This window comes from Rhizobium sp. UGM030330-04, assembly GCF_003208455.1.
In the GTDB taxonomy this organism is placed as follows: Bacteria; Pseudomonadota; Alphaproteobacteria; order Rhizobiales; family Rhizobiaceae; genus Agrobacterium; species Agrobacterium rhizogenes_A.
The window spans coordinates 504,141-528,558 of the sequence record NZ_QKML01000001.1 but is presented as its reverse complement, the minus strand read 5'-3'; the positions used below and the strand labels follow the sequence as shown (position 1 = coordinate 528,558).

Here is a 24,418-nt window from a genome sequence, read left to right as displayed (position 1 = left end):
AAGTCACGCGATTATGCGGACTTCTTGTCGTCCTTGATTTCTTCATAGTCCGCGTCGACGACGTCGTCCTTGCCGCCCTCTGCGGAAGCATCACCGGCCTCGGCCTGCTGTGCTTCGTAGATGGCCTGACCGAGCTTCATGGATACTTCCATGAGGGTCTGGGTCTTGGCCTGAATGTCGTCTGCATCCGGCTCGGAAGCTTCGACGGCGGTCTTCAGGCTGGCAATGGCGTCTTCGATAGCCTTGCGGTCGGTCTCGGAGACCTTGTCACCATATTCCTTCACCGACTTCTCGGTGGAGTGAATGAGGCTTTCGGCCTGGTTCTTGGCTTCGACACCGGCGCGACGCTTCTTGTCGGCCTCGGCATTGGCTTCGGCGTCCTTCACCATCTTTTCGATGTCGGCGTCGGAGAGACCACCGGAGGCCTGGATGCGGATCTGCTGTTCCTTGCCTGTGCCCTTGTCCTTGGCCGAAACCTGCACGATACCGTTGGCGTCGATATCGAAGGTCACTTCGATCTGCGGTACGCCACGCGGTGCCGGCGGCAGGCCGACGAGATCGAACTGGCCGAGCAGCTTGTTGTCCTGGGCCATTTCGCGCTCACCCTGCGAGACGCGGATGGTCACGGCCGACTGGTTGTCTTCTGCGGTCGAGAAGGTCTGGCTCTTCTTGGTCGGGATCGTCGTGTTGCGATCGATCAGACGGGTGAAGACGCCACCGAGCGTTTCGATGCCGAGCGACAGCGGGGTCACGTCGAGCAGCAGAACGTCCTTGACGTCGCCCTGCAGAACGCCGGCCTGGATGGCGGCGCCCATGGCGACCACTTCATCCGGGTTCACGCCCTTGTGCGGCTCCTTGCCGAACAGCTGCTTGACGACTTCCTGCACCTTCGGCATGCGGCTCATGCCACCGACGAGAACGACTTCATCGATCTCGGAAGCGGAAACGCCGGCATCCTTGAGCGCTGCCTTGCACGGTGCGACGGTGCGCTGCACCAGATCGTCGACCAGGCTTTCGAACTTGGCGCGGGTCAGCTTCAGCGTCAGGTGCTTCGGACCGGAAGCATCGGCCGTGATGAACGGCAGGTTGATTTCGGTCTGTTGCGAGGACGAAAGCTCGATCTTCGCCTTTTCCGCAGCTTCCTTGAGGCGCTGCAGGGCGAGCTTGTCGTTCTTCAGGTCGATGCCCTGGTCCTTCTTGAACTCGCCGGCCAGATATTCGACCAGACGCATATCGAAGTCTTCACCACCAAGGAAGGTATCGCCATTGGTGGATTTCACTTCGAAGACGCCATCGCCGATTTCGAGGATCGAAATATCGAACGTGCCGCCGCCAAGGTCGTAGACGGCGATGGTCTTGCCGTCCTTCTTGTCGAGACCATAGGCGAGCGCTGCCGCGGTCGGCTCGTTGATGATGCGCAGAACTTCAAGACCGGCGATGCGGCCGGCATCCTTGGTTGCCTGGCGCTGTGCGTCGTTGAAGTAGGCCGGAACGGTGATGACGGCCTTCTCGACCTTCTCGCCGAGATAGGATTCAGCCGTTTCCTTCATCTTCTGAAGGATCATGGCGGAAATCTGCGAAGGGGAATAATTATTGTCCTGCGCCTTCACCCATGCGTCGCCATTGTCGCCCTTGACGATTTCAAAGGGAACGAGGGCCTTGTCCTTTTCGACGGTCGGATCTTCATAACGACGACCGATCAGGCGCTTGACCGCAAACAGGGTGTTGGTCGGGTTGGTGACCGCCTGGCGCTTGGCCGGCTGGCCGACAAGACGTTCGCCATCGTCGGAAAATGCCACCATGGACGGCGTGGTGCGTGCGCCTTCCGCGTTTTCAATTACTTTCGTGTCCTTGCCGTCCATCACTGCGACGCAGGAGTTGGTCGTGCCAAGGTCGATACCGATTACTTTTGCCATGCTCTTCTCTCCTTGAAGCGAGCTGCCGGAACCCCGTGAGGCATTCTTGTAGCAGCTCCTTGACTTGGATTTGCAGTATTCGCTGCAGTTCTGCGGCGTATATAAGGAGCGATTTTTCCTGCTGCAAGGCGCAAGAGAGGGGTAAGCGCAGCAAAAAGCGCACGAAACCCCTGTCCGTGCAGAAGCATAGCCATTCACGCTTGCGGAAACGGAAAAACGCGACTTTGACGTTACGCCGCGCCATCATCCGGTGTGACCGCCGGCGGGAACGGCGAAGTTCGATTTGGGTCGCTGTTGCGCATGACAGGTGCCATGGCGGGCTACGCAGGGCGCTGCGTTCCCGCAAGGATTTTCTTTCCGGCCACGTTGCAAATGGCTTCTATCACCGTCCGGTCGAGTTCGCGTGGCAGGTCGTGCCCCATCCCTTCGATCGGCAGATAAATCGCATTCGGGATCGAAAGCGCCGTATCGTGACCGCAGGCTGGCGGGATCAATGGATCGTCGGTTCCGTGAATGACGAGCGTCGGTGCTGTGATCGTCGCCAGACGCGAGCGTCGGTCCCCTGCCACCGCCATGCCTGCGATCTGCCGTGCCACACCGTCGGGGTCATGGTTGCGATACATCTCTTCCAGCAGAAGAGCACGATGGGCCTCTTCGTTGAGGGGATAACCCGCCCCCGCAATCCGGCGTGCGAAAGCGAGGCGCACAGCCAGAAACCCCTCCTGATCGACGGCGGGATCAGGTGCGGGGCGCATCATCATTGCCATGACATCGGGTGCCGCCTGCGGCAGGGCGGGATTACCGGTGCTGGACATGATCGAGGTCAGGGAAAGGATGCGGTCAGTGTGATCACTCGCAAGAATCTGTGCGATCATTCCCCCCATCGAGCGCCCAACGACATGCGCCCGCGCGATGCCGAGCGCGTCGAGGAGGCCGATGGCGTCGACCGCCATATCGCCAAGAGCATAGGGCACCTGGGGCCGGCGTCCTGCCATCAATGCGGAGGCAAGCGCGCCGAAATCCGGTGGGGGCGAACTGCTGAAGTGGGTGGAGCAGCCGGTATCGCGATTGTCGAAGCGAATCACGTGATAACCCGCTGCGGCCAGCTGCTCGCAAAAAGGTATCGTCCAGCGGATCATCTGCGTTCCCAGCCCGGAAATCAGCAGGATCGCCTCATTCGTGGCATCGCCGAAACTGTCCCAGGCGAGTTCGATGCCATTGGATATTGCAATATTCACGGCGGCCCTCCGGCGAAAATTAGGGAAAACAGGGGGTATGGGTCGGCTCTGTTCTGCTCTGCTCGTGGTGTTCGGTTTCCCGGCACGTCACGGATGCTGGTGATTGTCCGGCCTGAATGCGAGACGCAGGGCATAGGCCCTGATATCCGCGGGCCACGAAATGGTCCGTTCTTCCAGTACGGGGCGATCGTCCGCAAAGAGGGCTCGTATCGCCTCCTCATAACCGGGGAGGTTTCCAGCGATCACTTGCATGAATCGATAGGCGGCCTCCTGTGCCGCCCGCTTTTCCTGATGCGGATGCGCAGCCTTTCTGGCCCCGTCCACCAAGCGCCTTAGTGCCGCTGAAGCGCCGCCGGGCTGGGTTGCGAGCCATTCCCACTGTCGTGGCAGCAGGGTCACTTCCCTGGCGACGACTCCCAGTTTCGGCCGTCCGCGGCTCTTCTGATCCTGTCTTTCCTCCAAAACCGCCAGGCTGGAGGTTGCGCCGGTCTTCGGGCAATCGCTTCCCGCAGCCGCCTTGGGAGGGTGGGACAGCCGTTCAACGATGTCCGTGTCGGTGCCGCGCAGATCGAGATCGACGACACGACCTGTCGCATCATCGAATACGAGGATTGTTTCGTCCGTCTCGCCCGATCGGCGGATTGCGATGGCTACTTCGGCCAGCGGACCGCTGAGCAGTAATCTATCGCCGGAAAATGCGGTGCAGGGTCTGCTGGGGGGATTCGACATGTCGCGCTCGCCAAAATGGATACGCGATTAATATCCGCGTAAAACAATTCCGTCAATTATACCCGGGTAAAATGAGCGAGATATGGTGAAAGCGAGATTCGCCCGTCACGCGAGCGCCGCCGGACGCGGCCACCATGGGGTCCGCGAACACGTCCGTCTTGCGGGACAGAAAAGGCGTATCGGGGAAAACAGGCGGCAATCGACGTTAAGTCGCGGGCTTGGCTGATTATTCCGGGAAATATGGCGGACAGGGTGGGATTCGAACCCACGGTACGCTTTCACGCACACACGCGTTCCAGGCGTGCGCCTTAAACCACTCGGCCACCTGTCCTTTTTCAAGTCTGCATGTCATGAAGAATGCAAATCACTGGAACGGCGCGATATATACCGATGAATTCGCAGGGATCAACACGAATCTGACAGTTTTTTGAAATGTCGGCAATTTCCTGCCTTCCGACGTGATTGCAAACCGGTTTTCCCGCCTTTATCGATGCATTATATGTTTCAGAATGTGGTTGCCTGACTGGCAGGCCGTAAGCGAGGTGTCCCGGATGAAGGCTTTTCTGCGGTTTTTGAGCTTTCTTTTCCTCGTGGCCGCGATTTTTCTGGGTGTGCTCGATTCGATCCGCTCCGTTTCGACATCCTCGGTGAGCATTACCGGCATCCTGTCCGTGTGGAACTATCTTCTTCTCGCCTCGCGCACCATGGTGGAAGCGGGTATGGCTCACTATATTCACCCTGAAGCGTGGCGCTTCATTGAAAATGGGCTGTCGGCGCTGCCGGCATCTGCCTTTTTCCTCACGCTGTCCCTGCTTTGCTGGATGGCGGGTTACAGGAAGCACAAGGCGATGAGGCGTCTGTCAGTCTGATCTTTCAGCATGACGACGGTGGCGCTGCGCAGATGTGAACCGTGAAAAGCGGCGGAACTGGCCGCATGGAGGACCGAATGTTCCTGTTCGATACGCTTTCGAAAAAGACGACGATGCCGACCGAAGAAACGGCCTTGCCCGGCCGTGAAGAGGCGCTTGCCGTGCCGGAACTTCATTTCGTGAACGGCCGGCCCCTGAAGGGTCCTTATCCCGATGGTCTTGAAATCATCTATCTCGGCATGGGCTGCTTCTGGGGTGCGGAGCGGCTGTTCTGGCAAACGCCGGGCGTATGGGTGACGGCGGTGGGTTATGCCGGCGGCTTTACCCGCAATCCGACCTATCAGGAAACGACGACGGGCCAGACGGGTCACGCCGAAGTGGTGAAGGTCGTTTACGATCCGGCCGTGATCTCGCTGTCGGGCCTGCTCAGGATATTCTTCGAGGAGCATGATCCGACTCAGGGAATGCGGCAGGGCAACGATGTTGGCACCACGTATCGTTCCGCCATTTATGCGACGACGGAAGGCCAACTGCAGCAGGCCCAGAAGGCGCGGGACGTTTTTCAGCAGGCTCTGGAAGATGCGGGCCATGGCCGGGCGATCACCACTGAGATCGGGCCGCTTGAAACATTTTATTATGCTGAGGACTATCATCAGCAATATCTTGCCAAGAACCCGGGTGGCTACTGCGGCTTGAGGGGAACCGGCGTAAGCTGCAATATCGACTAGTTTTTTTGCAGGTCACCCCGGTGGAAAGACTAAAAAAGCGCCAGATCAAAGTTTTTCCACCGGGTCAAAAAAACCGGATGAATTTTTCATTGAGCCATGCAAGGATATGAGGCAAGCACAGCCGGTATAACGGCTGGCGGTTCCGCAGACATTCCCGGTCCACGGGTTTGCGGGAGGACCCTTATAATATCAATTGCAACAACAGGGCTGCACAATGAAAAAATCCCTTCTGACGCTTTTTGCGCTTGCCGCAATGTCGGCTTCCGCGCTCGCCGCGGATATCAAGCCGGCGCTGGTCTATGGCACGGGCGGCAAGTTCGACAAGTCGTTCAACGAAGCCGCTGCGGCCGGCGCTGAAAAGTTCAAGGCGGAAACGGGCATCGAGTACCGTGACTTCGAGCCGACCAGCGACACGCAGGGCGAACAGGCCATCCGCAACTTCGCCAGCAAGGGCTTCAACCCCGTCGTTGCCGTGTCCTTCGCCTGGACGTCGGCCATGGAAAAGGTTGCAGCCGAATTCCCGGACACCAAATTCGTGATCGTCGATTCCGTCGTCGAACTGCCGAATGTCCGCTCGGTCGTCTACAAGGAACATGAAGGTTCCTACCTCGTCGGTCTGCTGGCCGGCATGGCTTCCAAGACCGGCAAGGTCGGCTTCATCGGCGGCATGGATATTCCGCTGATCCGCAAGTTCGCCTGTGGTTATGCACAGGGCGCCAAGGCTGCCAACGACAAGATCGAAGTCTTCCAGAACATGACCGGTACAACAGGTGCTGCCTGGAACGATCCGGTGCGCGGTGGCGAGCTCACCAAGAACCAGATCGACCAGGGTGCTGACGTGATCTACGCGGCGGCCGGTGCGACCGGTATCGGCGTGCTGCAGACCGCGGCCGACAACAAGAAGTTCTCGATCGGCGTCGATTCCAACCAGAACCACCTGCATCCGGGTTCGGTTCTGACCTCCATGGTCAAGCGCGTCGATCTGGCCGTCTACAACGCCTATAAGGACGCCCAGGACGACAAGTTCACCTCCGGCATCGTGGCGCTCGGCGTCAAGGAAGACGGCGTGGCTTACGCGCTCGATGACAACAACAAGGCCCTGATCACGCCTGAGATGATTGCCGCCGTGGACAAGGCGAAGGCCGACATCATTGCCGGCACCGTCAAGGTCCATGACTACATGGCGGACAATTCCTGCCCGAAATGATATGATATGTGACTGGGGCGCATGGTGATTTTTCATCTTGCGCCCTTTTCATATCCAGCCTTCGGAGAGGTTTCGGTTTGAGTATGGACCCTGCAATCGAGCTCGTGGGCATCGACAAGAAGTTCGGTGCCGTTCACGCCAACAAGAATATCAATCTGACCGTTGCCAAGGGTACCATCCACGGCATCATCGGGGAAAACGGTGCCGGAAAATCGACATTGATGTCGATCCTCTACGGTTTTTACCAGGCCGATACAGGCGAAATCCGGGTCAACGGTTCTCCTGTCGCGATCCGTGACAGCCAGACGGCCATCAGCGCCGGCATCGGCATGGTGCACCAGCACTTCATGCTGGTCGAAAATTTCACCGTGCTCGAAAACGTCATGCTGGGCGCCGAGGGCGGCGCATTGCTGGCCAAGGGCCGGGCCGGAGCGCGCAAGGAGCTGAAGCGTCTGGAGGATGATTACGGGCTGGAAGTCGATCCGGATGCCGTGATCGAAGAATTGCCTGTTGGCCTGCAGCAGCGCGTCGAAATCCTCAAAGCCATGTATCGTGGTGCCGAAATCCTGATCCTTGACGAGCCGACCGGCGTTCTGACGCCGGCTGAGGCCGATCACCTTTTCAAGATCCTCGGTGTCCTGCGCGAGCAGGGCAAGACCATCATCCTCATCACCCACAAGCTGCGCGAAATCATGGCGATCACGGATTCCGTCTCCGTCATGCGCCGCGGTGAAATGGTCGCGACCCGCAAGACCTCCGAAACCAGCGTCGAGGAACTGGCCGAACTAATGGTCGGCCGCCGGGTGCTGCTCAGGGTGGAGAAGGGTGAGACGACGCCGGGAGAAGTGCTGCTGTCCATCCGCAATCTCACCGTCAAGGACAGCCGTGGTGTCACCATGGTCGACGATGTCTCGCTGGATGTCCGCGCCGGTGAAATCGTCGGCATCGCCGGGGTCGCCGGCAATGGTCAATCGGAACTGCTGGAAGCCATCGCCGGCATACGCAAGCCCTCTTCGGGCGAGATATGGGTGGATGGCCAGAAGGTGGATCGTCCCGATCCGGCGATCCTGCGCAAACTTGGTCTGGCGCATATCCCGGAAGACCGCCATCATATGGGGCTGGTGCTGAAATTCGAGGAATATGAAAACTCCATCCTCGGTTATCACCATGACGAGCGTTACGGAAAGGGGCCTTTCCTGAACCCCGAGGCCATCCGCAGGGATGCCGTCGAAAAGATCGAGAAATACGACATCCGCCCGCCGAACCCGCATTTGAAGACCGCCAATTTTTCCGGCGGCAATCAGCAGAAGATTGTTGTCGCCCGCGAAATCGAACGCGACCCGAAGATGCTGATCATCGGCCAGCCGACACGTGGCGTGGATATCGGCGCCATCGAGTTCATCCATCGCCGCATCATCGAAATGCGTGATGCCGGAAAGGCGATTTTGCTGGTTTCGGTCGAACTCGATGAAATCCGCTCCCTTTCGGACCGGATCATGGTCATGTTCGCCGGCCGTGTCGTTGGAGAAAAAACGGCGGAAGCCGAAGAACAGACGCTGGGCCTGATGATGGCCGGCATCGCCGCATGAGGCATGAATGAGCACCGCTTCCGTTCCCCTACCAAACTGGATCAGCTACGGCCTGCTGCCATTGCTGAACGTCGTCACCGCCTTTCTGATTTCGGGCCTCGTCGTCTGGTCGATTGGTGAAAACCCGCTGGCGGCGCTCCGCCTGTTGATCGAAGGCGCCCTCGGTCGTGGCGATGCCATCGGCTTCACGCTGTTTTACACGACGAGCTTCATTTTCACCGGCCTCTCCGTCGCCGTGGCCTTTCATGCCGGGCTGTTCAATATCGGTTCCGAAGGCCAGGCCTATATTGGCGGCCTAGGTGCTGCGCTGGTGGCGCTGGCGCTCGACCGTTACGTGCCCTGGTATGTGACGATGCCCTTCGCCGTCATCGGGGCTGCACTTTTCGGCGCGGCCTGGGCCTTCATTCCGGCCTGGCTGCAGGCCAAGCGCGGCAGCCACGTCGTCATCACCACCATCATGTTCAATTTCATCGCCGCGGCCCTGATGGTCTATCTGCTGGTGAATGTATTGATCGTGCCCGGCAAGATGGCGCCGGAAACGCGCACCTTCCTGGCCGGCGGCCAATTGCCGAAGCTCGACTGGCTGATGGCGCTGTTCGGCCTCAAGCTCGGACCCGCGCCGTTCAACGTGTCCTTCCTCATCGCGCTGGTCATGTGTTTTCTTGTCTGGGTGCTGATCTGGCGCACCAAGCTCGGTTACGAAATGCGTACGCTCGGCATCAGCCCGTCGGCCGCCATCTATGCCGGTATTCCCTATGCGCGCACCGTCATCATCGCCATGCTCATTTCCGGCGGTCTGGCGGGCATGATGGCGCTGAACCCGGTCATGGGCGCGTCCGCCCGCCTGCAGGTGGAATTTGTCGGTGGTGCAGGTTTTGTCGGCATCGCCGTCTCGCTGATGGGGCGAAGTCATCCGCTCGGCATCATCTTCTCGGCATTGCTGTTCGGCATCCTCTATCAGGGTGGTGCTGATCTTTCCTTCGAGATGCCCAACATTACCCGCGAGATGATTGTGGTCATCCAGGGTCTGGTGATCCTCTTCGCCGGCGCGCTGGAATATATGTACCGGCCGACGGTCGTCCGCATCTACCAGCGTTTGGCAAAGGGGTGAGCTGATATGGATTTTTTCGATATGCTGGTCAGCATTCTCGGCTCGACCGTCCGCCTCACCATACCGCTTCTCTTCACCGCGCTTGCCGGGCTGTTTTCCGAACGCGCGGGCGTGTTCGATATCGGGCTTGAAGGCAAGATGCTGGCGGCGGCCTTTGCTTCCGCCTGTGTTGCCTATCTTACCGCAAACCCGTGGGCCGGTCTGCTGGCCGGTATTACCGTCTCCATCCTGTTCTCGCTGATCCATGGCTTTGCCGTCATCACCAATCGCGGCAACCAGATCGTTTCAGGGGTAGCGCTCAACTTCATCGCCGCCGGTCTGACGGTGGTTCTGGGCCAGGCCTGGTTTGGGCAAGGTGGCCGCACGCCGCAATTGCCCGGGGAGGGGCGTTTTGCGCCAATCATCCTGCCCGGCGCGGATGCCATGCGCGAAGTCCCCTTCATCGGCCCGCTCTATGCCAATGTCATTTCCGGCAACAATATCCTCACCTATCTCGCCTTCCTGGCGGTGCCGCTTTCCTGGTGGGTGCTTTACCGCACCCGTTTCGGCCTGCGCCTGCGCGCTGTCGGTGAAAATCCGGGTGCTGTCGATACGGCCGGCATATCGGTGACATGGATGCGCTTCCGCGCCGTTATCGTCGCCGGTTTCCTCTGCGGTTTCTCAGGCGCCTATCTCGCCGTTGCGCAGTCGGCAGCCTTCATCGCCAACATGTCTGCCGGCAAGGGTTATATTGCGCTTGCCGCCTTGATCTTTGCGAAATGGAAGCCGGTGCCGGTCATGTTTGCCTGCCTGCTTTTCGGTTTTCTGGATGCCTTCGCCAATTTCATGCAGGGCAAATCCGTGCCTGGCATCGGCGAGGTGCCGGTGCAGATTTTCCAGGCCATGCCCTATATCCTGACCTGCATCCTGCTTGCCGGTTTCATCGGCGTCGCCAAGCCCCCCAAGGCCGGTGGCGTTGCCTATGCGAAGGAGCGTTAAACCCATGTCCTCCGACCCGACATCCCCCGACCCGACATCCCATGCCCTGTTCGAGGCGGCGGTGGAGGCCATGGCCTTCGCTTATGCGCCCTATTCGAAGTTTCCCGTCGGCGCGGCGATCCGCGCTGATGACGGCAAAATCTACAAGGGCGCCAATATCGAGAACATCTCCTTCCCGCAGGGCTGGTGCGCGGAACCTTCAGCCATCAGCGCCATGATCATGGGCGGGGCGAAGAAGATCAGCGAAGTCGCCGTCTTTGCCGAAAAGCTGCCGCTCTGCACGCCCTGCGGTGGTTGCCGCCAGAAGATTGCCGAATTCGCCACGCCGCAGACGAGGATCTATCTTTGCGACGAAACCGGCGTCCAGAAGGTCATGACCATGGAAGAGCTTCTGCCCTCCGTCTTCAAGACCGAGCTACCCTGATGACGGATGGTTTGATCGATATTCTGGTGGAGCGCCTGAACGGCCTGATGCCGCGTGTCGCCATCGTCCTCGGCTCCGGCCTTGGGTCGCTGGTCGAGGAAATCAGCGACCCGATCCGTGTGCCCTATGCCGATCTTCCCGGGTTTCCCGCCGGTGGCGTTTCCGGCCATGCGGGCGAACTGGTGGCCGGTTATCTCGGCGGTGAGCCCGTCATGATGCTGTCCGGCCGGGTGCATTTCTACGAAAAGGGCGATCCGGCGGCGATGCGCCCGGTCATCGAGGCACTCGCCGGTCTCGGTGTGCAATCGCTCATCCTCACCAATTCGGCTGGTTCGGTGAGGCAGGATATGCCACCCGGCTCCGTCATGCAGATCACCGATCACATCAATTATTCCGGCATGAACCCGCTGATCGGCGAGGAAAGCGATCGCCGCTTCGTCGGCATGACCACGGCTTATGATCCGGACCTGATGCTGGCCATGCGCAACGCCGCGATCCGCGCGACGGTGCCCTTGTTCGGCGGCGTCTATATGTGGTTTTCCGGGCCGAGCTTCGAAACGCCGGCGGAAATTCGCATGGCGCGGCTTCTCGGCGCGGATGCCGTCGGCATGTCCACCGTGCCGGAAGTCATCCTCGCGCGCTTTTTCGGGATGCGCGTCGCCGCCGCATCGGTTATTACCAATTACGGTGCCGGCATGACTGGCGCGGAACTGAGCCATGAGGAAACCAAGGACATGGCTCCCGTGGGCGGCAAACGACTTGCCGCCATTCTGAAGGAAATGATCTCAGGAGGAGCGTGACCATGGAACTCCAGCGTCCGCGCGAAGCGGCTGCCCTCACTCTGTCCTTGCTGGACCTGACCAATCTTAAGGAAGACTGCACGCCCGAGCAGATCGCCGCTTTGTGCCAGCGGGCGCATACGGATTATGGCAACACCGCCGCCATCTGCATCTGGCCGCGTTTCGTGGCGCAGGCACGCGCTGCTTTTGGAAAAGAACACGCGATCCGCATCGCCACCGTCGTCAATTTCCCCTCGGGCGATCTTGATGTCGCGACTGTCGTGGCGGAAACGGAAGCCGCGATCCGTGACGGTGCCGATGAAATCGACCTCGTCATCCCGTACCGTAAATTCATGGCAGGCGATGAAGCGGCGGTTAGCGAAATGGTAGCGGCCGTGCGCAAGGCTTGTGTCGCACCCGTGTTGCTCAAGGTCATTCTCGAAACCGGCGAGTTGAAGGACAAGGCTCTGATCCGCCGCGCCTCCGAACTCGCCATCGCCGAAGGCGCTGACTTCATCAAGACCTCGACCGGCAAGGTCGCTGTCAATGCCACGCTGGAGGCGGCAGACATCATGCTGCAGGCGATCCGCGACAGCCGGCAGAAAGTTGGTTTTAAACCTGCCGGCGGTATCGGCACAGTGGAGGATGCGACGCTTTATCTGCGGCTGGCGGAAACCATCATGGCCCCCAACTGGGCCATGCCGTCCACTTTCCGTTTCGGTGCTTCGGGCGTTCTCGACGATGTGCTGAACGTGCTGGCCGGCGGCGAACCGGCCAAGGCCGCCAGCGGGTATTGAGCTTGATCCCGCAGGAGATCATCCGCCGCAAACGCGATGGCCTGTCTCTTGAGCCGCAGGAGATTGCCGCTTTCATCGAGGCGCTGTCGAAAGACGGCATATCGGAAGGGCAGGCGGCCGCCTTTGCCATGGCGGTGTTTTTTCGCGGCATGAACCGCGCTGAGATGGTGGCGTTGACGCTTGCCATGCGCGACAGCGGCGATGTCCTCTCATGGCGCGATATTGGCAGGCCGGTGGTGGATAAGCACTCGACCGGTGGTGTCGGTGACAACGTCTCCCTGATGCTCGCACCGATCGTCGCCGCCTGTGGTCTTGCCGTGCCGATGATTTCCGGCAGGGGCCTTGGCCATACCGGCGGCACACTCGACAAGCTGGAAGCCATTCCCGGTTACAATGTGATGCCGGATGAAGCCCTGTTTCGTCGGACGGTGCAGTCGGTCGGCTGCGCCATCATCGGCCAGACGGGTAATCTGGCGCCTGCCGACAAACGCCTCTATGCCATTCGCGACGTAACCGCGACGGTCGATTCCATTCCGCTGATCACGGCTTCCATTCTCTCGAAGAAGCTCGCGGCCGGTCTTGAAACGCTGGTTCTCGATGTGAAGGTCGGCAACGGTGCTTTCATGCAAAGTGTTGACGATGCCCGCACTCTGGCGCGTGCGCTGGTCGATGTGGCGAATGGCGCGGGCCTGCCGACAACGGCGCTGATAACCGACATGAGCCAGCCGCTTGGCGATGCCGCGGGCAATGCGGTCGAAATCGTCAACTGCCTGGAGTTTCTGGCCGGTCGTAAGGCCGGTACCCGTCTGGAGAAAGTGGTATTGTCCTTTGCGGCGGAGATGCTGGTGCAGGCTGGCCGTGCCGCTACGCTGGCTGCGGGTGAGGCGCTGGCTGCGGCTGCGCTGTCCTCCGGCCGCGCGATGGAAATATTTGCGCGAATGGTTTCAGCCCTTGGCGGGCCTTCGGATTTCGTTGAGAACCCGGCCCGTTATCTGCCGTCCGCGCCGGTCATTCTTCCGGTTTCGGCCTGGCGAAGCGGCTGGCTCGCATCCTGCGAAACGCGCGATCTCGGCATGGTCGTCGTCGAACTCGGCGGTGGCAGAAAAAAGCCTTCGGATATCATCGACCCGGCGGTCGGTATTTCGGCTATCCTGCCGCTTGGCACGAGAGTGGAAAAGGGCGAGCCGATTGCCACCGTCCATGCGGCTTCGAAAGAAGAAGCGGAGCGCGCCGTGAAAAGGATAGAGGGTTGTTACGGTATCGCCGACAGCGCGCCGGGTACCGATGCGCCCATTCTCGAACGGATCATCTGACCAGCCGCATCTCGCCGCCCGAGACCTTGAAGGACGACAATTGTTTCAGAAAGCTCATGCCGATCAGCATGTTGCTCAGCGCATTGTCCTTCAGCACCAGGGCATCGACATTCTGAACGCGGATCGCGCCGATCTCCACCCGGTCGAGTTTCACATGCGCCGCCATTGTCTGGCCATTGGCGGTTGAGATCGCATATTTGAAATCAAGACTGTTGACGCCGTAACCCAGCCGGCGCGCAATCGTCTCGTTGATGGCCACCATGGAAGCGCCGGTATCGACAAGCCCTTCGAAGGATTTGCCGTTGATGCGGAAGGTAGCGTTGAAATGGCCGCGCGCATCCGCTTTCAGATTGACGCCGCCCAGTGAAACCGGTTGCGGTCTGACAGCTTCGGGTGCGGCGCCGGATTTTTCCACGTCGGTTTCAGGACGCGGCTGAAATTTTTCGACCAGCGCCGGAATTTGCGTGGCGCCGAGCGAAAGACCGACAAGCAGAAAAATTGCGCGCGCCAGCAAGCCGTTGCTCCTCGAAGATGGCGGTTATCCTTGAACAGAATAGGCGTAAAACATGCTGAAATCTTAAAAGAAAAAGCCATTCGCCGCTTATCGGGCGGCGAATGGCGCAAACGGTTAAGCGAAGATGAACGACCTTATTTGGTGCCGTACATGCGGTCGCCGGCATCGCCGAGGCCGGGAACGATATAGCCTTTTTCGTTCAGGTGGCTGTCGATCGCGGCCGTGTAGATCGGCACGTCGGGATGGGCTTCACGGAAATTCCTGATGCCTTCCGGTGCTGCCAGCAGACACAGGAAGCGGATGTTCTTCGCGCCACGCTCCTTCAGCTTTTCGACAGCAGCGATGGAGGAGTTGCCGGTCGCCAGCATCGGGTCGACAACGATGACCAGACGGGCATCGAGGCTTTCGGGAGCCTTGAAGTAATATTCGACGGCCTCAAGTGTGTCGTGGTCACGATAGACGCCGACATGGGCAACGCGCGCCGAAGGCACCAGTTCAAGCATGCCTTCCAGAAGACCGTTGCCGGCGCGCAGGATGGAGGCGAAAACCAGCTTCTTGCCTTCCAGAACCGGAGCCTGAATGGTTTCGAGCGGCGTGTCGATGGTTTCCATCGTCATTTCAAGGTCGCGCGTCACCTCATAGCAGAGCAGCGTCGAAATTTCCCTGAGCAAACGGCGGAAGCCGGCCGTGGAAGTTTCCTTCTTGCGCATGATGGTAAGTTTGTGCCGCACCAGCGGATGTTCGATGACTGTGACGCCGTCCATGAACCTGGCCTTCCTTTTTATCTTATGCCCCTGTAATTCACCGAAAGCGCGCTTTTCGCAAGCCTTCTTCGCGGTTTTACCCCGCCAACAACCGTCTCAGGCGTGATCGAGTCTCGCAAGCAGCCGGCCGCGCGTTGCCTCGTCCACAAAGGCACATTCCAGTGCGGTGCGGGTCATGCGGTTGATGCCGGCATCGCTGAAACCGAATGCATCCGCGGCCAGCGCATATTCCCGGGCAAGCGAGGTGAAGAAGAAGGGCGGATCGTCGGAACTGATGCAGACGCGTATCCCGGCATCGCTGAGAGCTTTTAGCGGATGGCTGGCGAAATCGGGATAGACGTTGAGCGCGATATTCGAGCCCGGGCAGACTTCGAGAACCGTTCCCGTCTCGACCAGCCGGGAGACGAGACCGGCATCTTCAATGGCGCGCACGCCGTGGCCGATACGCGACGGCTTGACGAGATCGAGCGCGTCGGCAACGCTTTCCGGTCCGCAGACCTCACCGGCATGGATGGTCAATCCGAGACCCGCATCACGGGCGATATCGAAGGCGCGGGCGTAATCGGCAACCCGGCCCATGCGCTCTTCGCCCGCCATGTTGAAGCCGGTCACCAGCGGATGCCGGGCACGTGCCGCATATTCGGCTGCCGCGATGACCCGTTCCGGGCCGAAATGCCGTTCACCGGTGACGATGATGCGGGTTTCTATACCGGTCTTTTCCTTCGCGATGCGGATGCCCTCGGCAATTCCGGCAAGATAGGCGTCCGCGCCGAGGCCGATGCGGTCACCATGGTCGGGCGAGATGATCAATTCGCTGTAGATCGTGTTGGCGTCGGCAAGTTCGGTCAGATAGGTCTCGGTCAGGACGGCATAGTCCTCATCCGTCTTGAATACCTGCGCCACCGCATCGTAGCACTGGATGAACTCCGCGAAATCCGACCAGACATATCGGCCGTCGCGCAGGAAGCTGCTGGTGTCTATGCCGTATTTCTCCGCCTGCCTGACGACGAGGGCGGGCGGTGCCGCACCTTCGATGTGGCAGTGAATTTCCGCTTTCAGCAAATGCGATGTCAAATGAAGCTCCTGCCGTGTGAACCGGCCTCTATGCCAAGATGGTGGGCGATGCTTTCGCCGATATCGGCGTAGCTTGAACGAATGCCGACATCGCGCGAGCGGATGCCCGGTCCGAATGCCATGATCGGTACCCGTTCGCGTGTATGGTCCGTCCCGCGCCAGGTGGGATCGCAACCATGATCGGCGGTGAGAATGGCAATGTCTCCCGGCTTCATCCTGCGATGGATTTCCGGAATACGCGCATCGAAAGCCTCAAGGGCGGCGGCATAACCGGCAACGTCACGGCGGTGGCCATAAAGCATGTCGAAATCGACGAAATTGGTGAAGACCATGTCCCCGTTCTCGGCCTCGTCGATGGCGTGCAGCGTCGCATCCATCAAGGCGGCGTTGCCGTTTGCCTTGATGACGCGTGACACGCCCTGATGCGCATAGATATCACCAATCTTGCCGATCGCATGCACCTTGCGGCCCGCTTCCACCAGCCGGTCGAGCAGCGTCGGTTCGGGTGGCAGAACGGAGAAATCGCGGCGGTTGCCGGTCCGTTCGAAGGTCGCGACCGTCTCGCCGATGAAGGGACGGGCAATGACACGGCCGATATTCAGCGGATCGAGCAGTTTGCGCACCGTCTCACACAATGAAATGAGGCGCTGCAACCCGAAATGCGTTTCATGAGCGGCGATCTGGAACACGGAATCAGACGATGTGTAGCAGATCGGCTTGCCGCTCCGGATATGTTCTTCGCCGAATTGCGCAATGATCTCCGTGCCGGACGCGTGGCAATTGCCGAGAATGCCGGGAATATCCGCCTCTTTGCAGATGGCTTCCACCAGTTCCGGAGAAAAGGCGTCGCCCTCCGTCGGGAAATATCCCCAGTCGAAGGTGACAGGTGTGCCGGCGATCTCCCAGTGACCGGACGGCGTGTCCTTGCCCTTCGAAACTTCGCTGGCGCAGCCATGCAGGCCGAAAATACGCTCCGGTGGTTCCATGCCGGCGGGGATCTCGCCGCTCGCCTGACGTGCGATCTCCAGCAGGCCGAGGGAACTCATGTTCGGCAGCCTTAGCGGCCCGGATCGAAGTCCCGCCCTGTCGGCTGCACCTGCGGCGCAGAATTCAGCGATGTGGCCGAGGGTATTGGCGCCAAGATCGCCATAATGCTCTGCATCAGGCGCACCGCCGACGCCGAAGGAATCCAGAACCAGAAGAAGTGCTCTTGCCATAACTCACCGAAACGAAAATGCGCCGACGGGCAATGTCAGGCCGAACTGTCGTTATAGATCAGCAAAACGTGAAGAAGGAAGTGCTTTTGTGAACCATCCGGTAAAACCGGTCGCTCAATCAGGCTCCCGCCTGGATTTCGGTGCGTTGAGATTGCGCAGGACATACCAGCCCGCAGCCACCACCATGGCCGCCAGAATATACCATGTGACCGCATAGGAGAGATGGTTGTTGGGAAAGGTCAGCATGGTCTTGCCGCCCACAGGCAGGCCGCCCGGATTGGGCGTCGCATCCGCATCGACGTAAAAGGGCGCGACGTCTGAGAGCCCGGATGCCTGGGCGATCTGAGGAATGTTGCGGGAATACCAGCGTCCGTTCGCCGGATCGTTGGTGCGGAGGAAAAGCCCGCCGGTTTCCGGCGCGCGCATCAACCCGACGATCTCGACGCGCCCGGTCGGTTCGCCGTCCCGGCGCGAGGACGGATCGCGCCGGTCGGACGGCACGAAACCGCGATTGACGATGACGCTTGAGCCATCGTCCCGCCGCAACGGGGTCATGACCCAGTAACCGGGACCGAGATCGGTAACCGTGTAGACTTGAACCTGCTTGTCGTTGAGGAGGGTGCCGGACAGTTTCACGCGGCGATATTCGTAACCTGCGGGATCGGCGAGTGCGGGCCATTCGCCGGCGGCAGGTGCGTCGACAGGTTCTGCATGGGCGCGGGCCTCGACGCGCTCGATCAGGTCGAGCTTCCAGGACAGGCGTTTGACCTGCCATGTTCCGAGCGCCAGCAGGCAGCCTGTCAGGACAATGGTCAGAAACAGGACAATGATTGCAGCGGGGCGGATGCGCTGGTTGCGTGGTGAGGTTCTTGACGGATCGGTCATGGTTTGCACAGTCCTTGCGAGGCGGCACGCGGTTTGCCGCCGGCATCCGGTTCTTCCAGCAGATAACCCCATAAATCGCACCACGATTCATGGGGTTATGTGTTGGCGCGGAAGGCGGCCCGCCGGGGTCCGGCAGGCCGTTGATCTATGCTGCTCAGGGCAGGTTCTTCACATCCTCGATGTGCAGCGGCATCATGTTCTTGTTCATGTTGTACATGACCCAGAGCGAGCCGGAGAGCGTGATCAGGAGCACCACAACGGTGAAGATCAGCGCCATGAAGGTCCAGCCGCCTTCCGACTTGGTATCCATGTGCAGGAAGTAGATCATGTGCACAAAGATCTGGATGACGCCGAGGCCCATGATGGCGATGACGAGCAGGGTCTTGTTTTCAAGAACGTCGCCCATGACCAGCCAGAAAGGGATCGCCGTCAGAATGACCGACAGGACGAAGCCGATCATATAGCTTTTGAACGTGCCATGGCTGGCGGCATCATGGTGATGATGGTCGTCGCCATGCGCGTCGTGATGTGCGTGTGCTTCGGAACTCATCAAAGGACTCCCATGAGGTAGACGAAGGAGAAGACGCCGATCCAGATGACGTCGAGGAAGTGCCAGAACATCGACAGGCACATCAGGCGGCGCTTGTTGGCCGCGATCAGGCCATGCTTGGCCACCTGGAACATCAGCGTGACAAGCCAGATGATGCCGAAGGTGACGTGCAGGCCGTGGGTGCCGACCAGCGCGAAGAAGGCGGACAGGAACGCCGAACGCTGTGGACCGGCGCCTTCCGCGATCAGATGATGGAATTCGTAAAGCTCCACGGCGAGGAAGGCGAGGCCGAAGAGACCGGTGACGCCGAGCCAGACCAGCGTGGCCTTTACCTTCTGCTTTTCCATTTCCAGCATGGCGAAGCCATAGGTGATGGAGGAGAAAAGCAGGAAGCCGGTGTTGATCGCCACGAGCTTCAGATCGAACAGGTCCGCGCCCGAAGGGCCGGCCGCATAGTTGCGACCGACAACGGCATAGGTGGCGAACAGCGTCGCGAAGATCAGGCAGTCGCTCATCAGATAGAGCCAGAAGCCGAGCGACGTGCCGTTTTCCGGATGGTGGTCTTCCTTCAGGTAGAAGACCGGTGGTTCAGCGCCGTCGACGCTTTGTGCAGGTGCATGAGCCATATTCGTTACGCCTGTTCAGCAAGCAGCTTCGTACGTTCCGCCTCGACCGTCGAAACGTCGGAAGCCGGAATGTAGTAATCGCGATTGTAGTTGAAGGTATGGGCGATCGAGACCGCGATGATGGCGAGCATGGAGAGAGCTGCCAGCCACCAGATGTGCCATACCAGCGCAAAACCGAGCACCACGCTGATGGCGCTGATGATGACGCCCGCGCCGGTATTCTTCGGCATATGGATCGGGATGAAACCTTCCCTGGGACGGTTGTAGCCGCGCTTCTTCATATCCGCCCAGGCGTCGACATCATGGATGACGGGCGTGAAGGCGAAGTTGTAGGCCGGCGGCGGCGACGAGGTCGACCATTCCAGCGTGCGACCGTTATAGGGGTCGCCGGTTACATCGCGCAGCTGATCGCGCTTCAGGAAGCTGACGATGAGTTGGATGACGAAGGAGGCGATGCCAAGCGCGATCAGGAAGGCGCCGAAGGCGGCAATCACGAACCAGATCTGCAGCGAATTGTCCTCGAACTGGCTGATACGGCGGGTAATCCCCATCAGGCCGAGAATATAGAGCGGCATGAAGGCGAAGTAGAAGCCGATGAACCAGAACCAGAAGGACAGCTTGCCCCAGAACGGATCGAGACGGTAACCGAAGGCCTTGGGGAACCAGTAGACGATGCCTGCAAGCACACCGAACACCACGCCACCGATGATGGTGTTGTGGAAGTGGGCGATGAGGAACAGCGAGTTGTGCAGAACGAAATCCGCAGGCGGAACGGCGAGAAGAACGCCGGTCATGCCGCCGATGACGAAGGTGATCATGAAGCCGATCGTCCAGAGCATCGGAACGTCGAACTTGATGCGGCCCTTATACATGGTGAAGAGCCAGTTGAAGATCTTCGCGCCTGTCGGGATCGAGATGATCATCGTGGTGATGCCGAAGAAGGCATTCACGCTTGCACCGGAACCCATGGTGAAGAAGTGGTGCAGCCACACGATATAGGCGAGGATGGTGATGACGCCCGTGGCGTAGACCATCGAGGCATAACCGAAAAGGCGCTTGTTGGAGAAGGTCGAGACGATTTCCGAGAACACGCCGAATGCCGGCAGCACCAGAATGTAAACTTCGGGATGGCCCCAGATCCAGATGAGGTTGACGTACATCATCGGATTGCCGCCGAGATCGTTGGTGAAGAAATTGGTGCCAACGTAGCGGTCAAGGGTGAGAAGGGCGAGCGTGCCGGTCAGGATCGGGAACGAGGCCACGATCAGGATGTTCGAACACAGCGACGTCCAGACGAAGATCGGCAGGCGCATCATGGTCATGCCGGGCGCACGCATCTTGATGATCGTCACGATCAGGTTGATGCCTGACAGTGTCGTTCCCACACCGGCGATCTGTAGACCCCAGATATAATAATCGACCCCGACCCCCGGGCTTCCATCGATGCCGGAAAGCGGCGGATAGGCCAGCCAGCCGGTCTGCGCATATTCACCGATGAACAGCGAGATCATGGTGATGACGGCGCCGGCCGTGGTCATCCAGAAGGAGAAGTTGTTGAGGAAGGGGAACGAAACGTCGCGGGCGCCGATCTGCAGCGGCACGACGAAGTTCATGAGACCGGTGATCATCGGCATGGCCATGAAGAAGATCATGATGACGCCATGGGCCGTGAAGATCTGGTCATAATGGTGCGGCGGAAGATAACCCTCCGAGCCGCCGGAGGCGATCGCCTGCTGGACACGCATCATGATCGCGTCGGCGAAGCCGCGCAGAAGCATGACCAGCGCCAGAATGATGTACATGATACCGATCTTCTTGTGATCGATGCTCGTGAACCATTCGTTCCAGAGATAGCCCCACAGCCGGAAATAGGTGAGGGCGCCAACGACGGCGATGCCGCCCAGCGCCACGGCCGCGAAGGTGGCGACAAGAATGGGCTCGTGAAGCGGGATGGACTCCCATGTCAGCTTCCCGAACAGGAACGACGTTTGATCGGAATTGACGATCATTTTCAGCCTCTTGCGATTCTAAGACGTAAGGTCGGCGCGGACAGGCCGCGCCGAAGAATGCCGGGACGTATCGTCAGCCAGCGACTTGTTTGGTTTCCGGCAGCGCCGCAGGTTCGAAAGTCTGACCTTCGATCACGGCCGGAGTGGATTGGGGGCCGCTGGCGACGCCATAAGGCGCAAGCGGCGTGCAGACGACGGAGTTCAGCGCCTTGGCGATGTCGATGCCTTCCTTGCCGCCGCCGCCATTGGCGTCGATATGCATCATGTCGCGCATGCAGAGCTTGTTGGGCTCCACGCAGCGGTTGAGGATGGCGCTGTAGAGTTCCGGATCGACCGAGGCGAAATATTGCACCGGCTCGCGCTCCGAAGGCTTGGCGAATTCCAGATACTCCTGACGGCCGAAGCCCTTGCCGCCCTCTTTCGCCTTGGCAACCCACTGGTCGAAGCCCTGCTGGCTGAGGCCATGGAACTTGAAGCGCATATGGGAGAAGCCGGGGCCGGAGAAGTTGGCCGAGAAGCCGTCATAGACGCCTTCCTTGTTGATGACGGCGTGCAGCTTTGTCTGCATACCGCCCATGGCGTAGATCTGGCCGGCGAGCGCGGGAACGAAGAAGGAGTTCATCGCGGTCGTGCCGGTGATCTTGAAATTGATCGGAACATCGACCGGAGCGGCGAATTCATTGACGCTGCCAATGCCGAGTTCGGGATAGAAGAACAGCCACTTCCAGTCCATGGCGACGACTTCGACCGTGAGCGGCTTGATATCGGCGGTGACCTGGCGGCTCTCGTCGATCCGCTCCAGCGGGCGATAGGGGTCGAGACGGTGGGTGGAAATCCAGGTCACGGTTCCGAGCATCAGGATGATGGCGACCGGAGCCGACCAGATCACCATTTCAAGACGTGTGGAGTGGTGCCACTCGGGATCGTAATCCTCGGCTTTGGCCGATTCACGATATTTCCATGCGAAGAAAAGCGTGAGGACGATGACCGGAACGATGATCAGCAGCATCAGAACCGTGGACGTGATGATGAGATCGCGCTGCTGGATGGCGACGTCGCCCGATGGATTCATGACCACGAGGTTACAGCCGCTAAGCAGCAGCAGTACCGGAATAGCCAGAAGGGCGGATGGGATTTTTTTGATCATGCGCACGTTCTCTGAACTCGTACAGTTTGGATTATGCCGCGATTAATTGCCGAACATCATTTTTCAAATGAGGTATATTGTCGCGGTGCAGCGAAACCTTCGCGATGCACCATGTGCCTGGCAGAGCTGCCTTTGAAGGCGGAGCGGCTGCATTATCGCATAGCGCGCTTGTGGGGCAAGCCTTTCTTATCAAACTTCAATTGACGTTACGGAGGGTGCGTGTGACAATCCGTCGCATCGTAACGCAACGGAAGAGGAGCCCGCGCGTTACAGGAAATGGTTCGTCCATGACGCAGGAGGGATATTATGAGTTATAGCAATGCTGCTCCATCATTTGGGCAGGCGCCGGAAGCCAATGGTCATGGAACGGATCCGGTCAAGGTCGATCCGGATCGCATCACGATTGCGGTCATTCTTGCGAGAATGACGGAGTTTTTCGACTTTTTCATCTACGCCATCGCCTCCGCTCTCGTTTTTCCGCATGTCTTCTTTTCCTTCGTCGATCCGCTGACGGCCACGCTTTATTCCTTCGCGGTGTTCTCTCTGGCCTTTATCGCAAGGCCGATCGGCTCGCTGATCTTCCTCCAGATCGACCGCAAGTTCGGTCGTGCCGTCAAGCTGATGGCGGCACTGTTCACGCTCTGTGGCTCCACCATGGCGATCAGCTTCCTTCCCTCCTATGCGGAAGCCGGCATGCTCGCCCCCGTTCTCCTGGCGGTGTTTCGCATCGGCCAGGGTCTTGGTCTGGGCGGTGCCTGGGATGGTCTGGTTTCGCTGCTTGCCATGAATGCACCGCAGAAACAGCGCGGCTGGTACGCCATGATGCCGCAGATCGGTGCGGCCATGGGTTTCGGTCTCGCCAGCGCCTTTTTCATCGTTTTCGTCACGCAGCTTTCCAATGCGGAATTCCTCGCCTGGGGCTGGCGTTTCCCCTTCTTCGTGGCGCTGGCGCTCAATGTTCTCGCTCTCTTTGCCCGCCTGCGCATGATCGTCACGCCGGAATTCCAGGCCATGCTGGAGCAGCATGAGCTGGAACCGCGCCCGATGTTCAAGATGCTGCGCTCGCAGTTCCCGGTCGTCGTCACCGGTGCCTTCGTGCCTTTGGCAAGCTTTGCGCTCTTCCATCTCGTCACGGTGTTTCCGCTGAGCTGGGTCTCCCTCAACACCACCCAGCGTGTGTCGGACTTCCTGTTCGTGCAATTCGTCAGCGCCATCATCGCCGGCGGCATGATCGTGGTGTCCGGCATTCTGGCCGACAGGATCGGCAGGCGGAAGCTTCTGGCCATTGCGGCTGTGCTCATTGGTCTATTCAGCCTTGTTGCGCCGGTCCTTCTGGCTTCAGGCGATATCGGCCGCTATCTCTTCGTCCTGATCGGCTTCTCGCTGCTTGGCCTGTCTTTCGGCCAGGCGGGCGGCGCGCTCGCCTCCCGCTTCAGCCGCGAATATCGTTATACCGGCGCATCGCTGACCTCGGATATTTCCTGGTTGATCGGCGCCGGTTTCGCACCGCTCGTAGCACTCGGATTTTCGTCCAAATTCGGACTGTTTGCGGTCGGAATCTACCTGATGTCGGGTGCCGTCTGTACGCTGGTTGCCCTGTGGTTCAGCCGAACGCTGGAAATGCCTTCGGACTGATCTGGGCAATTTAACAATCCCTGCAGCCATCGCGCCGCGGAATCCTGTCGGATTTCGCGGCGTTTTTGTTTTTTTATTGCGCAAGGCCGATTTTAATCTTGACTCGGTCCATCATGAAATATTATGTAAGCAATACTGACATAATTCAGTGTGTCTCATTGCCGGAAATGCCGGCCACCAGGGAACGCGATGCGAACGACGACGATCATTATTTGCGAAAAAGCGGCCATTGCCGCCACGCCGTTTGCCGGCCGCAAAACGACCGTTCGCGCCATTAAACGCCGATAGCCAAAAAAAAGAGGAGCAGCCAGGTCGCCTG

The 24,418-nt window shown here is 59.5% G+C and carries 23 protein-coding genes and 1 tRNA gene; 11 read left to right on the top strand and 13 right to left on the bottom strand.

Going from position 1 to position 24,418, the window contains the following annotated elements; genetic code table 11:
- Window positions 1-11 precede the first annotated feature (11 nt).
- From dnaK to N434_RS02630, 4 genes are all read right to left on the bottom strand, one after another.
- Entirely contained in the window at window positions 12-1,916 is a 1,905-nt protein-coding gene (gene dnaK, locus N434_RS02645) for a molecular chaperone DnaK (protein WP_065114521.1), read from the bottom strand.
- 320 nt (window positions 1,917-2,236) lie between these two features.
- Entirely contained in the window at window positions 2,237-3,154 is a 918-nt protein-coding gene (locus N434_RS02640) for an alpha/beta fold hydrolase (RefSeq protein ID WP_110755846.1), read from the bottom strand.
- An 87-nt stretch (window positions 3,155-3,241) separates the two neighbouring features.
- Entirely contained in the window at window positions 3,242-3,883 is a 642-nt protein-coding gene (locus N434_RS02635) for a DUF2239 family protein (protein ID WP_110755845.1), read from the bottom strand.
- A gap of 241 nt (window positions 3,884-4,124) precedes the next feature.
- Window positions 4,125-4,214, bottom strand: a tRNA-Ser gene (locus N434_RS02630).
- A gap of 220 nt (window positions 4,215-4,434) precedes the next feature.
- Between N434_RS02630 and N434_RS02625 the strand changes: the two genes are divergently transcribed.
- From N434_RS02625 to deoA, 10 genes are all read left to right on the top strand, one after another.
- The gene (locus N434_RS02625; RefSeq protein WP_110755988.1) at window positions 4,435-4,752 is read left to right on the top strand and encodes a hypothetical protein; all 318 of its coding nucleotides are present in this window, start codon (window positions 4,435-4,437) and stop codon (window positions 4,750-4,752) included.
- Window positions 4,753-4,829: 77 nt separating this feature from the next.
- Window positions 4,830-5,480: a peptide-methionine (S)-S-oxide reductase MsrA gene (gene msrA / locus N434_RS02620; protein WP_110755986.1), complete on the top strand. Its 651-nt coding sequence runs from the start codon at window positions 4,830-4,832 to the stop codon at window positions 5,478-5,480.
- 214 nt (window positions 5,481-5,694) lie between these two features.
- Window positions 5,695-6,687, top strand: coding sequence for a BMP family lipoprotein (locus N434_RS02615; protein ID WP_065114526.1), 993 nt, complete (start codon window positions 5,695-5,697; stop codon window positions 6,685-6,687).
- A gap of 83 nt (window positions 6,688-6,770) precedes the next feature.
- Complete coding sequence (locus tag N434_RS02610) at window positions 6,771-8,276, top strand: ABC transporter ATP-binding protein (protein WP_110755843.1); 1,506 nt, start codon at window positions 6,771-6,773, stop codon at window positions 8,274-8,276.
- 7 nt (window positions 8,277-8,283) lie between these two features.
- A complete protein-coding gene (locus N434_RS02605; protein ID WP_110755842.1) occupies window positions 8,284-9,387 on the top strand; it encodes an ABC transporter permease in 1,104 nt (367 codons plus the stop codon).
- Window positions 9,388-9,393: 6 nt separating this feature from the next.
- Window positions 9,394-10,365: an ABC transporter permease gene (locus N434_RS02600; protein ID WP_110755840.1), complete on the top strand. Its 972-nt coding sequence runs from the start codon at window positions 9,394-9,396 to the stop codon at window positions 10,363-10,365.
- Between the two features lie 4 nt (window positions 10,366-10,369).
- Window positions 10,370-10,789 (top strand): cytidine deaminase, encoded by a 420-nt coding sequence (locus tag N434_RS02595; protein WP_110755838.1) that lies wholly within the window; start codon window positions 10,370-10,372, stop codon window positions 10,787-10,789.
- Window positions 10,789-11,589 carry a purine-nucleoside phosphorylase gene (locus N434_RS02590; RefSeq protein ID WP_065114531.1) on the top strand — a complete coding sequence of 267 codons (801 nt, stop codon included), beginning with the start codon at window positions 10,789-10,791 and terminating at the stop codon, window positions 11,587-11,589. The genes N434_RS02595 and N434_RS02590 overlap by 1 nt, the downstream gene beginning before the upstream one ends.
- 2 nt (window positions 11,590-11,591) lie before the next feature.
- On the top strand, window positions 11,592-12,365 hold the full coding sequence (gene deoC / locus N434_RS02585) for a deoxyribose-phosphate aldolase (RefSeq protein WP_110755836.1): 774 nt from the start codon (window positions 11,592-11,594) through the stop codon (window positions 12,363-12,365).
- Window positions 12,362-13,678: a thymidine phosphorylase gene (deoA, locus tag N434_RS02580; RefSeq protein WP_110755834.1), complete on the top strand. Its 1,317-nt coding sequence runs from the start codon at window positions 12,362-12,364 to the stop codon at window positions 13,676-13,678. The genes deoC and deoA overlap by 4 nt, the downstream gene beginning before the upstream one ends.
- Here deoA and N434_RS02575 read toward each other — a convergent pair.
- From N434_RS02575 to cyoA, 9 genes are all read right to left on the bottom strand, one after another.
- On the bottom strand, window positions 13,671-14,192 hold the full coding sequence (locus N434_RS02575) for a TIGR02281 family clan AA aspartic protease (RefSeq protein WP_110755833.1): 522 nt from the start codon (window positions 14,190-14,192) through the stop codon (window positions 13,671-13,673). The two genes, deoA and N434_RS02575, sit on opposite strands and share 8 nt — an antisense overlap.
- A 134-nt stretch (window positions 14,193-14,326) precedes the next feature.
- Complete coding sequence (upp, locus tag N434_RS02570; protein ID WP_065114535.1) at window positions 14,327-14,956, bottom strand: uracil phosphoribosyltransferase; 630 nt, start codon at window positions 14,954-14,956, stop codon at window positions 14,327-14,329.
- Between the two features lie 96 nt (window positions 14,957-15,052).
- Window positions 15,053-16,030 (bottom strand): adenosine deaminase, encoded by a 978-nt coding sequence (locus tag N434_RS02565; RefSeq protein WP_110755831.1) that lies wholly within the window; start codon window positions 16,028-16,030, stop codon window positions 15,053-15,055.
- The gene (locus N434_RS02560) at window positions 16,027-17,247 is read right to left on the bottom strand and encodes a phosphopentomutase (RefSeq protein WP_110755829.1); all 1,221 of its coding nucleotides are present in this window, start codon (window positions 17,245-17,247) and stop codon (window positions 16,027-16,029) included. The genes N434_RS02565 and N434_RS02560 overlap by 4 nt, the downstream gene beginning before the upstream one ends.
- Before the next feature lie 114 nt (window positions 17,248-17,361).
- A complete protein-coding gene (locus tag N434_RS02555) occupies window positions 17,362-18,132 on the bottom strand; it encodes an SURF1 family protein (protein WP_110755985.1) in 771 nt (256 codons plus the stop codon).
- Window positions 18,133-18,286: 154 nt separating this feature from the next.
- Window positions 18,287-18,682, bottom strand: coding sequence for a cytochrome o ubiquinol oxidase subunit IV (gene cyoD, locus N434_RS02550; RefSeq protein WP_065114538.1), 396 nt, complete (start codon window positions 18,680-18,682; stop codon window positions 18,287-18,289).
- Entirely contained in the window at window positions 18,682-19,308 is a 627-nt protein-coding gene (cyoC, locus tag N434_RS02545; protein WP_065114539.1) for a cytochrome o ubiquinol oxidase subunit III, read from the bottom strand. The genes cyoD and cyoC overlap by 1 nt, the downstream gene beginning before the upstream one ends.
- A 5-nt stretch (window positions 19,309-19,313) precedes the next feature.
- A complete protein-coding gene (gene cyoB / locus N434_RS02540) occupies window positions 19,314-21,317 on the bottom strand; it encodes a cytochrome o ubiquinol oxidase subunit I (protein ID WP_110755828.1) in 2,004 nt (667 codons plus the stop codon).
- A 73-nt stretch (window positions 21,318-21,390) separates the two neighbouring features.
- On the bottom strand, window positions 21,391-22,464 hold the full coding sequence (gene cyoA, locus N434_RS02535) for a ubiquinol oxidase subunit II (RefSeq protein ID WP_110755826.1): 1,074 nt from the start codon (window positions 22,462-22,464) through the stop codon (window positions 21,391-21,393).
- A gap of 306 nt (window positions 22,465-22,770) precedes the next feature.
- On the opposite strand from cyoA, the gene N434_RS02530 reads away from it, so the two are divergent.
- Window positions 22,771-24,099, top strand: a complete 1,329-nt coding sequence (locus N434_RS02530) for an MFS transporter (RefSeq protein ID WP_110755824.1) — start codon at window positions 22,771-22,773, stop codon at window positions 24,097-24,099.
- The last annotated feature ends 319 nt before the right edge of the window (window positions 24,100-24,418 follow it).

Coding starts and splice junctions, on each gene's coding strand:
- dnaK (WP_065114521.1), bottom strand. CDS start 1,916: ATGGCAAAAGTAATCGGTATCGACCTTGGCACGACCAACTCCTGCGTC.
- N434_RS02635 (WP_110755845.1), bottom strand. CDS start 3,883: ATGTCGAATCCCCCCAGCAGACCCTGCACCGCATTTTCCGGCGATAGA.
- N434_RS02625 (WP_110755988.1), top strand. CDS start 4,435: ATGAAGGCTTTTCTGCGGTTTTTGAGCTTTCTTTTCCTCGTGGCCGCG.
- msrA (WP_110755986.1), top strand. CDS start 4,830: ATGTTCCTGTTCGATACGCTTTCGAAAAAGACGACGATGCCGACCGAA.
- N434_RS02615 (WP_065114526.1), top strand. CDS start 5,695: ATGAAAAAATCCCTTCTGACGCTTTTTGCGCTTGCCGCAATGTCGGCT.
- N434_RS02610 (WP_110755843.1), top strand. CDS start 6,771: ATGGACCCTGCAATCGAGCTCGTGGGCATCGACAAGAAGTTCGGTGCC.
- N434_RS02605 (WP_110755842.1), top strand. CDS start 8,284: ATGAGCACCGCTTCCGTTCCCCTACCAAACTGGATCAGCTACGGCCTG.
- N434_RS02600 (WP_110755840.1), top strand. CDS start 9,394: ATGGATTTTTTCGATATGCTGGTCAGCATTCTCGGCTCGACCGTCCGC.
- N434_RS02595 (WP_110755838.1), top strand. CDS start 10,370: ATGTCCTCCGACCCGACATCCCCCGACCCGACATCCCATGCCCTGTTC.
- N434_RS02590 (WP_065114531.1), top strand. CDS start 10,789: ATGACGGATGGTTTGATCGATATTCTGGTGGAGCGCCTGAACGGCCTG.
- deoC (WP_110755836.1), top strand. CDS start 11,592: ATGGAACTCCAGCGTCCGCGCGAAGCGGCTGCCCTCACTCTGTCCTTG.
- upp (WP_065114535.1), bottom strand. CDS start 14,956: ATGGACGGCGTCACAGTCATCGAACATCCGCTGGTGCGGCACAAACTT.
- N434_RS02560 (WP_110755829.1), bottom strand. CDS start 17,247: ATGGCAAGAGCACTTCTTCTGGTTCTGGATTCCTTCGGCGTCGGCGGT.
- N434_RS02555 (WP_110755985.1), bottom strand. CDS start 18,132: ATGACCGATCCGTCAAGAACCTCACCACGCAACCAGCGCATCCGCCCC.
- cyoD (WP_065114538.1), bottom strand. CDS start 18,682: ATGAGTTCCGAAGCACACGCACATCACGACGCGCATGGCGACGACCAT.
- cyoC (WP_065114539.1), bottom strand. CDS start 19,308: ATGGCTCATGCACCTGCACAAAGCGTCGACGGCGCTGAACCACCGGTC.
- cyoB (WP_110755828.1), bottom strand. CDS start 21,317: ATGATCGTCAATTCCGATCAAACGTCGTTCCTGTTCGGGAAGCTGACA.
- cyoA (WP_110755826.1), bottom strand. CDS start 22,464: ATGATCAAAAAAATCCCATCCGCCCTTCTGGCTATTCCGGTACTGCTG.
- N434_RS02530 (WP_110755824.1), top strand. CDS start 22,771: ATGAGTTATAGCAATGCTGCTCCATCATTTGGGCAGGCGCCGGAAGCC.